Origin of the sequence: Streptomyces sp. NPDC001668 (assembly GCF_042893155.1) — a bacterium.
In the GTDB taxonomy this organism is placed as follows: Bacteria; Actinomycetota; Actinomycetes; order Streptomycetales; family Streptomycetaceae; genus Streptomyces.
The window spans coordinates 877,192-892,097 of record NZ_JBIAUQ010000001.1; the positions used below are offsets into that span (position 1 = coordinate 877,192).

General features: G+C 68.1%; 15 protein-coding genes and 1 pseudogene. 8 read left to right on the top strand and 8 right to left on the bottom strand.

The genetic code is table 11. The features are described 5' to 3' along the window. Window positions 1-30: 30 nt before the first annotated feature. A complete protein-coding gene (locus ACFYZ8_RS03885) occupies window positions 31-1,083 on the bottom strand; it encodes a hypothetical protein (RefSeq protein WP_388538486.1) in 1,053 nt (350 codons plus the stop codon). Window positions 1,084-1,159: 76 nt separating this feature from the next. Further along, a protein-coding gene (locus ACFYZ8_RS03890) for an IS5 family transposase (protein WP_388538708.1) occupies window positions 1,160-2,004 on the bottom strand; the annotation gives its coding sequence in 2 pieces (ribosomal slippage) (window positions 1,160-1,645 and window positions 1,648-2,004; 843 coding nt in all). Window positions 2,005-2,045: 41 nt separating this feature from the next. Between ACFYZ8_RS03890 and ACFYZ8_RS03895 the strand changes: the two are divergent. Further along, window positions 2,046-2,243 (top strand): annotated as a pseudogene (locus tag ACFYZ8_RS03895) (putative immunity protein); the annotation flags it as partial. Here the strand turns inward: ACFYZ8_RS03895 and ACFYZ8_RS03900 are convergent. Together ACFYZ8_RS03900 and ACFYZ8_RS03905 are read right to left on the bottom strand one after the other, a co-directional pair. Continuing rightward, entirely contained in the window at window positions 2,233-2,415 is a 183-nt protein-coding gene (locus ACFYZ8_RS03900) for a DUF397 domain-containing protein (RefSeq protein WP_388538484.1), read from the bottom strand. The pseudogene ACFYZ8_RS03895 and the gene ACFYZ8_RS03900 overlap by 11 nt on opposite strands. After that, entirely contained in the window at window positions 2,412-3,197 is a 786-nt protein-coding gene (locus ACFYZ8_RS03905) for a helix-turn-helix transcriptional regulator (protein ID WP_359032732.1), read from the bottom strand. Before ACFYZ8_RS03905 ends, ACFYZ8_RS03900 begins: the two co-directional genes overlap by 4 nt. A gap of 168 nt (window positions 3,198-3,365) precedes the next feature. Here ACFYZ8_RS03905 and ACFYZ8_RS03910 point away from each other — a divergent pair, with 168 nt between their 5' ends. The 7 genes from ACFYZ8_RS03910 (at window position 3,366) to ACFYZ8_RS03940 (ending at window position 8,982) form a co-directional block, all read left to right on the top strand. Continuing rightward, window positions 3,366-3,842 carry an ATP-binding protein gene (locus ACFYZ8_RS03910; RefSeq protein WP_388538482.1) on the top strand — a complete coding sequence of 159 codons (477 nt, stop codon included), beginning with the start codon at window positions 3,366-3,368 and terminating at the stop codon, window positions 3,840-3,842. 280 nt (window positions 3,843-4,122) lie between these two features. Then, window positions 4,123-4,596: a hypothetical protein gene (locus ACFYZ8_RS03915; protein WP_359032712.1), complete on the top strand. Its 474-nt coding sequence runs from the start codon at window positions 4,123-4,125 to the stop codon at window positions 4,594-4,596. Next, window positions 4,593-5,222 carry a hypothetical protein gene (locus ACFYZ8_RS03920; protein WP_388538480.1) on the top strand — a complete coding sequence of 210 codons (630 nt, stop codon included), beginning with the start codon at window positions 4,593-4,595 and terminating at the stop codon, window positions 5,220-5,222. The genes ACFYZ8_RS03915 and ACFYZ8_RS03920 overlap by 4 nt, the downstream gene beginning before the upstream one ends. A gap of 229 nt (window positions 5,223-5,451) precedes the next feature. Then, window positions 5,452-5,796, top strand: a complete 345-nt coding sequence (locus ACFYZ8_RS03925) for a DUF1330 domain-containing protein (RefSeq protein ID WP_359032708.1) — start codon at window positions 5,452-5,454, stop codon at window positions 5,794-5,796. 117 nt (window positions 5,797-5,913) lie between these two features. After that, a complete protein-coding gene (locus tag ACFYZ8_RS03930) occupies window positions 5,914-6,468 on the top strand; it encodes a hypothetical protein (protein ID WP_359032706.1) in 555 nt (184 codons plus the stop codon). A 142-nt stretch (window positions 6,469-6,610) separates the two neighbouring features. Next, the gene (locus tag ACFYZ8_RS03935) at window positions 6,611-7,567 is read left to right on the top strand and encodes an arabinan endo-1,5-alpha-L-arabinosidase (RefSeq protein WP_388538478.1); all 957 of its coding nucleotides are present in this window, start codon (window positions 6,611-6,613) and stop codon (window positions 7,565-7,567) included. Next, window positions 7,549-8,982: a family 43 glycosylhydrolase gene (locus ACFYZ8_RS03940; RefSeq protein ID WP_388538477.1), complete on the top strand. Its 1,434-nt coding sequence runs from the start codon at window positions 7,549-7,551 to the stop codon at window positions 8,980-8,982. Before ACFYZ8_RS03935 ends, ACFYZ8_RS03940 begins: the two co-directional genes overlap by 19 nt. A 10-nt stretch (window positions 8,983-8,992) precedes the next feature. Here the strand turns inward: ACFYZ8_RS03940 and ACFYZ8_RS03945 are convergent, their stop codons facing one another. From ACFYZ8_RS03945 to mmsA, 4 genes are all read right to left on the bottom strand, one after another. Beyond that, a complete protein-coding gene (locus tag ACFYZ8_RS03945) occupies window positions 8,993-10,696 on the bottom strand; it encodes a pyridoxal phosphate-dependent aminotransferase (RefSeq protein WP_388538475.1) in 1,704 nt (567 codons plus the stop codon). A gap of 175 nt (window positions 10,697-10,871) precedes the next feature. Beyond that, entirely contained in the window at window positions 10,872-12,020 is a 1,149-nt protein-coding gene (locus ACFYZ8_RS03950; protein WP_388538473.1) for an aldose epimerase family protein, read from the bottom strand. A 60-nt stretch (window positions 12,021-12,080) separates the two neighbouring features. Next, on the bottom strand, window positions 12,081-13,325 hold the full coding sequence (mmsB, locus tag ACFYZ8_RS03955; RefSeq protein WP_359032696.1) for a multiple monosaccharide ABC transporter permease: 1,245 nt from the start codon (window positions 13,323-13,325) through the stop codon (window positions 12,081-12,083). After that, window positions 13,322-14,872: a multiple monosaccharide ABC transporter ATP-binding protein gene (mmsA, locus tag ACFYZ8_RS03960; RefSeq protein WP_359032694.1), complete on the bottom strand. Its 1,551-nt coding sequence runs from the start codon at window positions 14,870-14,872 to the stop codon at window positions 13,322-13,324. The genes mmsB and mmsA overlap by 4 nt, the downstream gene beginning before the upstream one ends. Between the last annotated feature and the right edge of the window lie 34 nt (window positions 14,873-14,906).

Sequence of the window (14,906 nt, forward strand, 5' to 3'; positions counted from 1 at the left end):
CGCGTCGGCGCGGAGGACTTCCGCGAGGGCTCACTGGACCAGTTCGATGTGGGGATGCTCCGGGGATGCAGGGCAGACGTGGAGTTGCAGGCTGTAGGCGCCGGCGATGTCGAGGAGAGTGAAGTTCGAGGGCGGGGTGCCGAGGAGGAGCGGAGTCGGGTTCGTCCGTTCCTCGTCGGGCATCCAGCTCTTGCTGCCGGAGTTCCATTCCAAGGACGCGATGGTGAGGAGCGGGGTCGTCTCGGTGCCGCATTCGGGGCACGGGCGGGGCATGGGGTCGGTGAGGCCCCAGCGGGTCCAGCCGCCGGTCTTCCACCCGGGGGCGTGGCACAGGTTGCGGAAGTAGAACTCCTGCGGGTCCAATGCGCCGGTGCTGTCCCACGCGAATCCGGCTGTCTCCCACAGGTTCACGTCGCCCAACTGCTGCTGCAGTTCCTTGCTCAGCTCCAGGGGGCTGGGGTATTCGGTGATCTGTTCCGGTGCGAGCAAGCACGGTTCCGGCAGGTACCAGTCGAACTGGATCACGGGCGGCTCGGGCGGGGCCTCGAGGACGTCGGTGACGGAGGCGGAGGAACGCCAGAAGAGGGCGGTTCGGGGGTGTGCAAACTCCTCGTGGTCGCAAGGGCACCACAGGACCTGGAGAAGGTCGGCTCCGGGAGGTCTGGCCGGGAGAGGGACGTCGCGGGCGTAGAGCTGGGCCACGGGGATCATGGGAATCGGGCCGTCGAACCACGGGTGGCCCTCGCGGAGCCGCTGCTCGATCTCCCGTTCCTCGGGCGTGATCGCGGGTGCCTGGGGGTCGCGGAGCCGCCGCTCGGCCGCTGCTGCATGGATGCGACGCAGGATCCGGATCTCGTCCGGAGAGTGCATCTCGTCTGCCGCTTCAGTGTCGTGCGGCTCTACGCAGTGGGGCCACGGCTCGTCGGCGGGCCACAGGAGCGGCCCGCCGACGGAACTGTCGTGCACGGTCGGCGACCCCGGCCGCGGGTGCAGCCGGGTCGCCGTGCGCGCCAGCGGGGCCAGTTGAGGGAAGAGCGCGGTGACGTCGAACAGCCGCGGCGGGGTGGTAAAGATGGCGTTCATGGCAGGGATGCTGCCAGCAGCGTCTGACAATGGGCGTACCGATCTATGTCAGCTGACACCGCACAGCTTCCCTATGTCAGCAGGCGGACCAGAGGAAGATGCCAGCGATGTGGAGTCCGGCCAGGTATATGGTCGCGGTCTTCTCGTAGCGTGTGGCGATGCCGCGCCACTGCTTCAGGCGGTTGATGCACCGTTCGACGGTGTTGCGCTGCTTGTAGGTCTCGCGGTCGAACGCTGGCGGTCTCCCGCCCCGGCTGCCCCTCCGCAGCCGATGGCCACGTTGATCTGCCGGCACGGGGATCACCGCGCGGATGCCGCGCTTGCTCAGGTGGGCGCGGATCGCGCGGGAGGAATACGCATTGTCGGCCATGACTACGTCAGGCCTGGTTCGGGGCCGTCCGCGGCGACGCGGTACACGGAGGCTGGCCATGACGTCCATGAAGGTGGGTGCGTCGCCCGCTTGACCGCCGGTCAGGACAAACGCGAGGGGACGACAGCGGCCGTCGGCGGCAAGATGGATCTTCGTTGTAAGTCCCCCGCGCGACCGCCCGATGGCGTGGTCGTGCGGCTCGGCCGCCGGGGCCCCTTTTTGCGGGCCCCGGCGGCGTGCTGATGGGCGCGCACGATTGTGGAGTCCACCGAGACGACCCAGTCAAGCTCCTTGTCGGCGTCGGCCTGGGTCATCAGCGCCGTGAACACCCGTTCCCAAGTGCCATCGACGGCCCACATCCGCAGTCGGTTGTAGACGCCTCGCCAGTTCCCGTACTTCTCCGGCAGATGGACCCACTGGGTTCCCGTCCGGAACTTGAAGGCGATCGCGTCGATCACCTCACGGTGATCCCGCCAACGGCCACCCCTCTTCGGCTTCCGGTCCGGAAGTAACGGCTCGATCCGCGCCCACTGGGCGTCAGTCAACGACATGCCCAGATCAACGTCCCACTGATCCAAACGAAACTGCCTAGGCCGCCGGCCAGGCAGCGGTCGTCGCACACGTCGCCGCGCACGAGCTCGGTGCGGCCGCCTATGCGATCAAGGCCGCACGCGCTGCCGCACCGGATGACGAGGAGACCGCAGGGCGCCTTGAATGCCAGTGGCAGCGCGACCGGCTTCCGCTCGTACTTGACGACCAGCGATTGCGCAACGACGAGGTCACTTCGTGAGGTGGGTGAGGAAGTCCGTCCAGGGGGTGGGGGTGGTGGTGAGGTGGGGGCCCTCGGGGTTCTTGGAGTCGCGGATGTGGATGGTGGTGGGGGTGAGGGCGATCTCTACGCAGTCGCCGTCGCCACCGCTGCTGTAGCTCGACTTGAACCAGTCCAGTTCGCTGCTGCTCATACGTCCCCTCGCATCCGCTGCAACAGGCTCACCGAGTCCGTGAGAGTGAGAGCCTGTGAGCGCATCCTGGCATATCGCCGTTGGAGGACGCTGACCTCTTTCGGGTCGGAGATGAGCAGTCCGGCTCGCTGACCCTCGCAGTAGGCGAACCACTGGGTCTCCGATGTCTCCAGCAGCTGCATGGGGCCGTCCAGTCCGGCGTGGTTCTCCTGCTGGGTCGGCATGATCTGGATCTCGACGTTCCGCAGCTCGGCCACCTTCAGCACGTGGTCGATGAGTTCCGCTGTCACCGCGGGTCCGCCCGTGCGCCGACGGAACAGGTGCTCCTCCAGGATGAAGCCGAAGGCTGTGTTCGGCCTTTCCCGCAGCAGGCGTTGACGCTCCGCTCGCGCGACCCACTGAGCCTCGATCTGCTCGTCGTCCAGCGGGGGGAGCTGGTTCGTGAACAGCGTCCGCGCGTACGCCTCCGGCTGCAACAACCCCGGGATCAACCGGCATTCGTACGTGTACAGAGTGATCGCGTTCGTCTCCAGGCCCGCCCACCTCCGAAACCACGCCGCCAGCCCCGGCTGCCGACCCAGCTTCGGAAACGCCTTCCGCAACGCCCCCGTGTTCCCCAGTACCTCTTCCCCCCGCTCCACCAGCACCAGATCCGGCATCCGGCGCCCCAACTCCACGCTCGCCACCGTGTGCTTGGAGAACCCGACCAGATCCCCGAACTCCTCCCGGCTCAACCCCGAGTGCTCCCGCAGGGCTTGCAGCACCGCCCCGAACGTCCGCATGCTGTCCGACGACTCCGGCTCACCGCCACCATCGACCACAGTCGGTCACCTCCCGCGCCCATGGTCACGGTCCGTCACACGTACTGTCCAGCCCGTGACCGCGTACTCTGCCCCGGCGTACGCGGTGTCGACCTGGAGAAGTCCGCTCCGGGGCGGCAGATTGGGTCCATGACAGCATCTGCCACCCCCCAACCCCCGGTCACCGTACGTATGTTCACCCAGCGACTCAGTGCGACCCCGAGAGGTGCCCGCCTCGCCCGGCACCTCGCCCTGAACCAGTTGCACGACTGGGGTATCCCGCACGACGCCCCGGCCGCCGACTCCGTCGCGGTGATCGTCGCCGAACTCGCCGCGAACGCGGTGACGCACGGCCGGGTGCCCGGGCGTGACTTCGAGCTGCGGCTCTCCCTCGTCCCCGGCAGTGTGCGCGTCGAGGTCACCGACACGCGCACCGAGCCCGTTCCCGCCGTACGGCCATCAGGCCCCCTGGACGACGGCGGCCGCGGTCTCCGTCTCGTCGACGCCCTCGCCGACCGCTGGGAGGTGCTGGACCGGGAGCCGCCGCCGGGCAAGACGGTCCGCGCGGAGGTGGATCTGCCGCGGTGGCCGGCGCCGGCGAGGTGGGCGGGGGCGAGGGACAGCTGACGCCCTCGTCTGCGGCCACCCGGAAACGGTTCCAGGGCCTACAAGCCGCACTGCACGTATGTGTCCTGCCGTGTCGCGTTCAAGCGGCATCTCCGGCCCGGTGGGCACCGGTGTCCCCGCTGCTCCGGACCGATGAGCTGCGTCGGGCCTGGTGGCGGCCGTCCTCGCCGCCAAGGCCGGCCATGAAGCCGTCGGAGGTTTCAGGCCGGGACGAACCGGGTTGTGCCAAGTGTTCCCAAAGTGTCGGCTCGCCCTTTTGGGTGCATGTCATGATCACGCCATGAAGAAGATTCTGCCCTTGGCGGCCACTGCCCTGACCGCCGCGGTCCTTCTGTCCGCATCCCCGACCGCGCAGGCCAGACCCGGTCCGGTCGTACCCAACCCGTTCGACATGCGGGTTCACTGCACGTCGACCGATGCCGACGGGCGCAAGATAGTTACCCGGTACGGCAACTCCGAGCTCGGTTGGAACCACTTCACCCACCGACACAACATCAAAAAATGCGCCATCCTCAACGCGGCCCTCAGGGACAAAGTCGACCGCAATGACGGCCACGGACGGTTGGAGTATGACGGCGTCGCGATCAGGACCGGCGGCAGCCCCGCGCAGGTCAAGTTCGTCGTCATCGTTCAGTACACGCGCAAGACTAAGGATGGCCGGTACGACGCCGGCCGGGGACAGAAGATCGGCGTCATCAACGCCTTCTGCCGCAACCAGCCGAACAACAAGTGCCCCGCATGGATGAACCAGTGATCGATTCCGAAGACCGAGAGCAGCAGGCGGCTGTCAGCCGCCTGCTGCTGTACTACCTCAACGCCCCCATCGCCGAGGGCTGCCGCCTGCGCGGAGTCGTGCCCGCCCCGGGCGCCGTCCGGATCGCCGTCCATGCCGGAGACGACGAGGACGGCGCTACGTTCCTGTACGAGATCCCCCACGACACCGTCGCCCCGTACTACATCCCCGGCATCCTGCGCACCGTCCTGGCCGGCACCCAGCTCTACAGCAGCAGTGACATCAGCGAAGCCATGGGGATGACCGTCATCCGCCTCAGTCCCGAGGAGATCACCCCGGACCCGGAACCCGAACAGGGCCAGGCACTCACCGTCCTGCGCGCCTTGTCGGACCCCGGCGACGAGGAGGACCCCTTCCTGATCGGTTTCCTGCTGCTGGGGCACAGTCTGCTGCGCCTGTACGTGCAACGCCCTGACCGCCCCGGCATCGTCGGCGTGGACATTCGCCTCACCGGTACGCCTACCGCTCTGATCGCCTCCCTTCCCAGCCTCATCGAAGAAGACCAGCACCAGAAGCCGTCTCTCGATGACCCGCACTGCGATCTCATCGTGGACCTGACCGACTGGGAGACCCAGGGCCGGCCATGAAGCCGTCGAGGGTTTCAGACCGGGACGGGAGTCGTTCGAGCCGGTTGCGGACGGGGGCCTCCCGGCGGTCCAGGGCGACCACGGCGAGGTTGGCCAGGCTGCGCTTGACGTGAGCCCACATGCCCGATCCCCGGGCGACCGGCCCGCTTACCTCGCCGGTAATCGACCCCGGTTCGCCCCGCGTGCCAGGCTCGTCGGCGTACGGAGCCCTACCGACCGGGAGGACACCATGACCGCCTACGCCATAGCCCACCTGCGGGAAGCCGCGCCGCATCCCGAGATCGCCGAGTACATCGAGCGCATCACCGCCACCTTCGAACCGTACGGCGGACGCTTCCTCGTGCACGGCGCGCAGCACGAGGTGAGGGAGGGCGGCTGGCCCGGGCACGTCGTGGTGATCGGGTTTCCCGGGATCGCCGAGGCGCGGGCCTGGTGGGACTCCGCCGCGTACCAGGAGATCGCGCCCCTGCGTTCGCGGCACATCGAGGGCGACATCATCCTCGTAGACGGTGTTCCCGAGGGATACGACCCGGCGGTCACCGCGAAGACGATGCGGGACGCGCTCGCCTCCTGACGGGACTGAGGTGGCACGCGGGGTGCTGCGCGGGGGCTGGTCCGGACGCGTGGCGTAACCTGCGGATGCTCACCAGGGACAGCGATCCCGTCAACATCGACATCAAGTGGTGGCCAGATGACCAGCGAGAGCCCGGTGTCGTCCCGTCTGATCGCGACGGTGGACGCGCTGCGGACGGCGCTGGCGGAGAGTCCGGACGTGCTGTCGTTCACGCTCGGCGGGACGATCGACGAGGAGACGGCCGCCGCCGCGGAGGCCGGCGGGGTGCCGCGGCAGTTCCTGGACTTCTGCCGGGTGCTGAACGGCGCGAGCTGCGGGCCGTCAGTGCAGCTCTTCGGCCTGGAGGAGGCCGAGGAGCACCAGTTCTACTGCGGGCCCGTGGTCGACTCCCCACTGGACCTCTCCCCGCAGAAGCTGTTCTGCATCGGCATGCTGAACCAGACGCCGGTCTTCCTCGACCGCTCGGGTGGCAGCGTCCTCGGCATCCCGGACGAGCACTGGGAGTGGGTCGACGCCGAGCGCTTCGATCACCTCGCGCCCGGGGTCGAGGCGTACTTCCTGGAGCGCCTGGCCACGTTCGACGAGTACCAGCGGCTCGCCCTGGTCGACGACGAACTGGTCGAGTACGACGACTGGCTGAAGCTGCTGCGACGAGCGGGTCTGGCCGACTGAGCCGCCGGCATGGCACGACTTCCGACCACCACTGAGGCGTGCGCGAACCATTGACGCGCAAGGTGTTCGATTCTACGGTCCCGTCCGAAGCTCTGATCGGTGATCGACATACCGAACATCCCCCCACTCAAGGAGCGTCAGCGTGCGCCGCACCTCACTTCTGGCAGTTCCCGTGGCTTTCCTGCTGGCCCTGATCCCGGGCACGGCCTCCGCGTACCCCAACCCCGGAACCGTCACCGGCGCCACCACCATCCACGACCCGACGATGATCCGTACCTCGGCGGGCCGTTACCTCCTGTACGGCACCGGCGGCGGCCTCGGGTACCGCACCTCCACCGACCGGACCGCGTTCACGGCCGGCAGCGACGCCTTCTCCACCAAGCCGGCCTGGTGGTCGTCGTACGCCACCGAGGCCTGGGCGCCCGACATCTCCTACCAGGGCGGCAAGTACCTGCTGTACTACGCCGTCTCGACCTTCGGATCCAACAAGTCGGTGATCGGCCTGGCGACGTCGAGCACCGGCCTGCCGGGCTCCTGGAGCGACCAGGGCACCGTGTACACCTCCACCACCTCCAGCGACTACAACGCCATCGACCCGAACCTGTTCGTCGACAGTGACGGCAAGTGGTGGCTGTCCTTCGGGAGTTGGTGGACCGGCCTGAAGATGATCCAGCTCAACCCGTCCACCGGAAAGCAGCTCTCCACCAACACCACCCGCTACTCGATCGCCTCCCGCCCCACCGGGACCAAGGCCGTCGAGGCGCCGTACATCGTGAAGCGCAACGGCTACTACTACCTCTTCGCGTCCTACGACACCTGCTGCGCCGGCACCAGCTCGACCTACAAGGTCAAGGTCGGCCGCGCCACCAGCGTCACCGGGCCGTACGTCGACAAGAACGGCGTCTCGATGATGAACAACGGCGGCACCCCGGTCCTGGAGACGCACGGCCGGTACATCGGCCCCGGCGGCCAGTCGATCATGAACGACTCCGACGGCGACCTGATCGTCTACCACTACTACGACGGCAACGACAACGGCACCCCCAAGCTCGGCATCAACCTTCTGAACTGGAGCAGCGGATGGCCCGTCGCCTACTGATCCTGCTGGCCGCGCTGCTCCTCGCCCTCGGGCTCGGACAGTCCTCCGCGAGCGCGGCCTCGTTCTCGAACCCGGTCAAGGCGCAGAAGGGCGCCGACCCCTGGATCTCCTACTACGCCGGCAACTACTACCTGGTGACGACGAGTTGGACCAACGTCATCACCATGCGCAAGTCGCCGACCCTGGCCGGACTCGCCACCGCGCCGAGCGTGCAGGTGTGGACCGGGGACGCCGCGAGCCGGTGCTGCAACATCTGGGCACCCGAGATCCACCTCATCAACGGCCGCTGGTACCTGTACTACGTCGCCGGGCAGAACATCTCCGACTACAACCCGACCCAGCGCACCCACGTGCTGGAGAGCGCCGGGTCCGACCCCATGGGGCCGTACACCTACAAGAACCAGCTCAACTCCGCCTGGATGCTGGATCCCACCGTCGCCACCATCAACGGCCAGCTCTACCTGTTCGGCAGTGCGAGCGGCGGAACCCAGAACCTCGTCGCGGCCCGGCTGTCCAACCCGTACACCCTCGCCACCGGCTTCTCGACCATCTCCACTCCCACCAACTCCTGGGAGAAGTCGGGCGGTTCGGTCAACGAGGGCCCCGAGATCCTCCAGCGGGGCGGCAAGACCTTCCTGATCTACTCGGCGAGCGGCTGCTGGACCCCCGACTACAAGCTCGGCCAGCTCACCCTCACCGGCTCCGACCCCCTCTCCGCGTCCTCCTGGACGAAGAAGTCCACGGCGGTCTTCCAGCGCAACGACTCCGCCGGCGTCTACGGCCCCGGCCACAACGGCTTCTTCAGCTCGCCCGACGGCACCGAGAACTGGATCGTCTACCACGCCAACGACTCCGCCTCCGACGGCTGCGACAACGGCCGTACGACACGGGCCCAGAAGTTCACGTGGAACTCCGACGGCACCCCGAACCTCGGCACGCCGGTCCGGCTCGGGGCGAGCATGACCGGCCCGTCCGGTGAACCGTCGGCCGCCTCGACGACGTACACCGTCACGAACCGCAACAGCGGCAAATGCCTGGAGGTGGCCGGGGGTTCCGCGGCCGACGGCGCCAACGTCCAGCAGTACACCTGCAACGGCGCCACCAACCAGCGCTGGCGCGTCGAGGACCGGGGCGACGACACCAGCCGCCTCGTCAACGTGGCCAGTGGGAAGGTCCTGGACACGGCGGACTGCTCGACGGCCGACGGCGCGGATCTGCGCCAGTGGTCCTGGCTCGACAACACCTGTCAGCGGTTCAGGTTCCTGGTGACCGACAGCGGCTACGTGCGGATCGTCAACCAGGCCACGGGCAAGGTCGCCGACGTGGCGGACTGCTCGACGGCCGACGCGGCGGACGTACGCCAGTGGTCCTGGCTGTCCAACAACTGCCAGCAGTGGAGGCTGAACCCGGTGTAGCCGAAGCGCCTCAGCCGGCCTGGCCCATCCCCGCCGCGTTGGGCCAGCTCTGCGCGTTGGGCCACCCGGTGGCCGGGGCCTGGGACAGTTCCTGCGGGGCACCCGGCGCCGGGGCGGTCATCCCGCGGACCTGTGCGGCCGTGAGTCCGCCGCGGGCCGGCACTCCCGGTGGGGTCGGGCCGCTGGGCGGCGGGAAGGAGGCCGGGGCCGGCGGGGCGGGGGGCATGGGCACAGGGGCCGGCATCGGGGCGGGCGTCGGCATCGGAGCCGGAGCGGGCATCTGGGCCGGCATCGGCATCCCCGCCCCCATCGAGCCAGTCCCTCCCATCGAGCCAGTCCCTCCCATGGAGGCAGCCGCTCCCATGGAGCCGGCCGTGCCCATCGAGGCCGCCGTCCCCATGGGCGGCGCCGCGGCCACCGCCACCGGCTGGGGGGCCGGCATCGGCATGCCGGCGCTCATCCCTCCGCCCCCGCCGACGGCCATCGCCGCGAGGTCCTGGAGGCCGGCTCCGTTGGTCTGGCCGACGAGACGGTCCACTGCCGCCGTACCCGAGCTGTAGCTGGTCCCTTGAGCGAGCTCGGGCACGGCGGCTCCCCTCCTGGTCCCGTAGAGCACCTGTTCCAGGCCGGACACCAGGCGACGCACGTCCACCTGGGGGCGCACCACGAGCCGCAGGAAGCGGCTGGAAGAACCGATCTTGTTGCCGCACTCGCGGACGAGGATCCGGTGCTCGGTGAGCATCCGGTCCCGGACCACGGTGCCCTCGGCGCCGACGGGAAGGCGCACGAAGAGGAAGTTCCCCTGCGAGGGGTAGACGGTCAGGCCGGGCAGCTGGGCGAGCTGGCTCGCCATGTCGAGGCGGTCCCGGCGGACCTGGTGGAGGCTCTGGGCGTACTCGGCGCCGTGCTCCTTGAGCATGAACACCACGTACTCGGCGAAGGCGTTGAGGTTCCACTTGGGCAGCATCGAGCGGACCCGGCCCGCGAGGGCGGGGTTGGCGACCATGTAGCCGAAGCGGATGCCGTGCAGGCCGAAGTTCTTGCCGAGGCTGCGCAGCACGATGACGTTCGGCCGGATCATCGCCTCCTGGACCACCGAGGGTTCCTGCTCGGCGTCCGCGAACTCCAGGAAGGACTCGTCGATGACGATGAGGTCCAGGTCGGCCATGGCGTCCATGAACTGCACGAGCGCGTGCTTGTGGAGGAAGCCGCCGTCGGGGTTGTTCGGGTTGCAGATGACCGCGACCCGCGTGCCCCGGGTGCGGATGAACTCGGCGTACTGCGCGAGGTCCAGGGCGAATCCGCTGGACTCCTGGAGCGGGAACATGTCGACCCGCTTGCCGGTCTCCATCGGCTGGTCGGTCCAGCGGCCGAAGGTGGGGACCGGGACGGCGAGGGACTCGCGGACCAGCAGGTGGTCGATCCAGGTGATCAGTTCGGTCGAGCCGTTGCCCATCGCCACGGCCTGCGGCGGCAGCTGGAGCAGGTTGCACAGCTCGGCGGTGATCGTGTCGGCGCCGCTGGGGTAGTAGGTGATGATGTCCTTCAGCCGCGCGGCCATGGTGTCCATCATCGCCGGGGTGGGGAAATAGGGATTGCAGGGGATACAGAAGTCCACCGGCCCCGTCCCGTCTCCGCCTTCGCGCGCCAGCGCCGCCATGGACGGGCTGTGCGCAGCCGTGCTGCGGAACAACGAGGTGACGTTGTCGGCCATCGAACCTCCGTATGGGGCGGACCCGGCGGGGACGACCGGGTCCGTCGTCATTGGGTGGCCCGCGCGGGGGAGCACGGGCCGCCCTTACATACGGATTCCTGCGTGGCGCTGTTCAACGGGTGTGAAAGAAGTGTGAGTTCGGGAACCCCGGGCCCGAACCCCGTATCAGACCAGGTCAGGCGCCGAACGAGTGGATCGTCGTCGACCGGTATGTCTGGCCCGGACGCAGCACCGTCGAGGGGAACGACGGGTGGTTCGGCGAGTCCGGGAAGTGCTGCGTCTCCAGGCACAGCGCGTCGCCCTGGCGGTAGGTGTGACCGCTGGTGCCGGTGAGCGTGCCGTCGAGGAAGTTGCCCGAGTAGAACTGGAGCCCCGGCTCGACGGTGGAGATCTTCAGCGTGCGGCCCGACGAGGGGTCGCGCAGGGTCGCCACGTGCTCGGGCTTGGCGGTGATGCCCTTGTCCAGGACCCAGTTGTGGTCGTAGCCCTTGGCGAGGACCTGCTGCTGGTGGCCGGCCCGGATGTCCCGGCCGATCAGCTTGCCCTTGCGGAAGTCGAAGGGGGTGCCCGCGACCTTCGCCAGCTCACCCGTCGGGATCAGACCCGAGTCGGTGGGCGTGTAGCGGGAGGCGGCGATGCGCAGCTCGTGGTCCTCGATGGTGCCGGTGCCCTCGCCGCCGAGGTTCCAGTACACGTGGTTGGTCAGGTTGACCACGGTGGCCTTGTCGGTGGTGGCCTCGTAGTCGATCCGCCAGTCGCCGTGCCGGGTGAGGGTGTACGTCACCTTCACCTTGAGGGTGCCCGGGTAGCCCATCTCGCCGTCGACGGACGTGTAGTGCAGGTGCAGGCCGACGTCCGAGCCCTTGGTGAACGGCTCGACGTCCCACACCCGCTTGTCGAAGCCCTGGGTGCCGCCGTGCAGGCTGTTGACCCCGTCGTTGACGGAGAGCTGGTAGCTCTTGCCGTCCAGGGTGAACTGGCCCTTGGCGATCCGGTTGCCGTAACGCCCGATCAGCGCGCCGAAGTACGGGGTCTTGGCGACGTAGTCATCGAGGTTGTCGAAGCCCGCCGAGACGTTGGCGTGGTGACCGTGCCGGTCCGGGATCTCCAGGGACTGCACGACGCCGCCCCAGGACAGGACCTTCATCCGCGTGCCGCCGTTGGCCAGCGACCAGATGTAGACCTTGGTGCCGTCGGCGAGCTTGCCGAAGAGCTTCTTGGTCGGGTTCTTGCTGCTGGACGCCTCAGCGGTGCCCCCGAGCGTCGTCGCGGCGATTCCCGCGGCCGCGGCGCCGGCGATGACCGTTCGTCTGTTCAGTTCCATCTAGCGGCTCCTGTGAAGGAAGCGGGCCCCGCCGGTTTCACCGACGGGGCCCGAGATGACTTACGAACCGGACTTGCGCTTGTTCCACACGTCGAACCCGACCGCGGCCAGCAGGGCGAGGCCCTTGATGACCTGTTGCCAGTCGGTGCCGACGCTGAGGAGGTTCATGCCGTTGTTCAGCACACCGAGGACGAGACCACCGATGATCGCGCCGAGGACGGTTCCCACACCGCCGCTCATGGACGCGCCACCGATGAACGACGAGGCGATCGCCTCGAGTTCGAAGCTCAGACCCGCCTTCGGGGAGGCCGCGTTCAGACGGGCTGCGACCACCAGACCCGCCAGGGCCGCGAGCACGCCCATGTTCAGGAAGACAAGGAAGGTGACCTTCTTGTCCTTGACGCCGGACAGCTTCGCGGCCGGCAGGTTGCCGCCGATCGCGTAGATGTGCCGTCCGAAGACCGCGTTGCGCATGACGTAGCCGTAGCCGACCACCAGCACACCGAGGACGAGCAGGATGATCGGCGCGCCCTGGTAGCTGGCGAGCAGCATCGTGACCGCGAGGACCGCCGCGGCGATCGCGACGAGCTTCAGCAGGAAGGCGTTGCGGGGCAGCACGTCCAGCGCGAACTCCTGCTGGCGCTTGCGGTCGCGGACCTCCTGGTAGACCACGAAGGCCAGCAGCGCGAAGCCCAGCAGCAGGGTGAGGTTGTGGTAGTTGGTGTCCGGGCCGACCTCGGGCAGGAAGCCGTTGCCGAGCTTCTGCAGACCGTTCGGGAACGGGCCGAGGGTCTGGCCCTCAAGGAGGATCTCCGTCAGACCGCGGAAGAGCAGCATGCCCGCCAGGGTGACGATGAACGACGGGATGCCGAGATACGCGATCAGATAGCCCTGGACCGCGCCGGCGACCGCGCCGACCACCAGGGCCAGCACCAGCGCGACCGGCCAGGCCACGTCGTGCTGCACGGTCAGCACGGCCGCGAAGGCGCCCACGAACGCGGTCAGCGAACCGACCGACAGGTCGATGTGCCCCGCGATGATCACCAGCATCATGCCGATCGCGAGGATCAGGATGTAGCTGTTCTGGAGCACCAGGTTGGAGACGTTGCGCGGCAGCAGCAGGTCGCCGTCGGTCCACACCGCGAACAGCGCGACGATCAGGCCGAGCGCGATCAGCATGCCGTACTGCCGCATGTTGCGGCGCAGCCCGTTCAGCATCAGCTGGAGCAGGCCCCCGTCGGAGGACGACCCCCCGCTCTTGCCCGGCGGCGCCGCGGCCGGAACCTTCGTCACATCGGTGCTCATCGCGTTACCTCTTTGTCCTTCGTCATCTGGCGCATCAGCACTTCCTGCGTGGCCTCGGCCCGCGGAACCTCACCCGTCAGCCGTCCCGCGGCCATGGTGTAGATGCGGTCGCACATCCCGAGCAGTTCCGGCAGCTCGGAGGAGATGAAGACGACCGCCTTGCCCTCGGCGGCCAGCTGGTCGATGACCGTGTAGATCTCGTACTTGGCGCCCACGTCGATACCGCGCGTGGGCTCGTCCAGGATCAGCACCTCGGGACCCGCGAAGATCCACTTGCTGAGGACGACCTTCTGCTGGTTGCCGCCGGACAGCCTGCCCACCGTCTCGAAGACGGTCGGCGCCTTGATGTTCATCGACTTGCGGAAGCGCTCGGCGACCTTCCGCTCCTCGTGCTCGTCGACCACACCGCGCTTGGCGACCTTGTTCAGGGCGGTCAGCGAGATGTTCCGGTTGATGTTGTCGATGAGGTTGAGGCCGTAGTGCTTGCGGTCCTCGGTGACGTAGGCGATCCCGTGCTGGACCGCCTCCGCGACGGTCTTCGTACGGATCTCCTTGCCGTCCTTGAAGACCTGGCCGGCCGCGTGCCGGCCGTAGGTGCGCCCGAACACGCTCATCGCGAGCTCGGTGCGCCCCGCGCCCATCAGGCCCGCGATGCCGACGATCTCGCCGCGGCGCACATGGATCGACACGTCGTCGACGACCTTGCGCTGCTGGTCGATCGGGTGGTGCACGGTCCAGTTGCGGATCTCGAGCGCCGGGGCCGCGTCCACCTCGCCCTCGTACGGCGTGCGCTCCGGGAAGCGGTGGTCGAGGTCGCGCCCGACCATGCCGGAGATGATCCGGTCCTCGGTGGTCTCCGGGGCCTTCACGTCCAGGGTCTCGATCGACTTCCCGTCGCGGATGATCGTGACCGAGTCGGCGACCCGGCGGATCTCGTTGAGCTTGTGGGAGATGATGATCGAGGTGATGCCCTGCTTCTTCAACTCCAGGATGAGATCCAGGAGTTTGCCGCTGTCCTCGTCGTTCAGAGCCGCGGTCGGCTCGTCGAGGATGAGCAGCTTCACCTTCTTCGAGAGCGCCTTGGCGATCTCCACCAGCTGCTGCTTGCCCACACCGATGTCGGTGATCCGGGTCTCCGGGTGGTCGGTCAGACCCACCCGGCGCAGCAGCTCGGTGGCGTGCTTCAGCGTCTCGTTCCAGTTGATGAACCCGCCCGAGGCGTGTTCGTTGCCGAGGAAGATGTTCTCCGCGATCGACAGGAACGGCACCAGGGCCAGCTCCTGGTGGATGATCACGATGCCGTGCTGCTCGCTCGCCCGGATGTCCTTGAAGGAGACGACCTCTCCCTCGAAGAGGATGTCGCCCTCGTACGTGCCGTGCGGATGGACGCCGGAGAGCACCTTCATCAAGGTGGACTTCCCGGCGCCGTTCTCACCGCAGATGGCGTGGACCTCGCCCTTGCGGACGGTCAGTGTGACGTCCGACAGCGCTTTGACGCCGGGAAAGGTCTTGACGATCGAGCGCATTTCCAGGACGGGTCCCGCCATGGTCGTGCCTTTCAATCAGAGGAATGGGCCGACA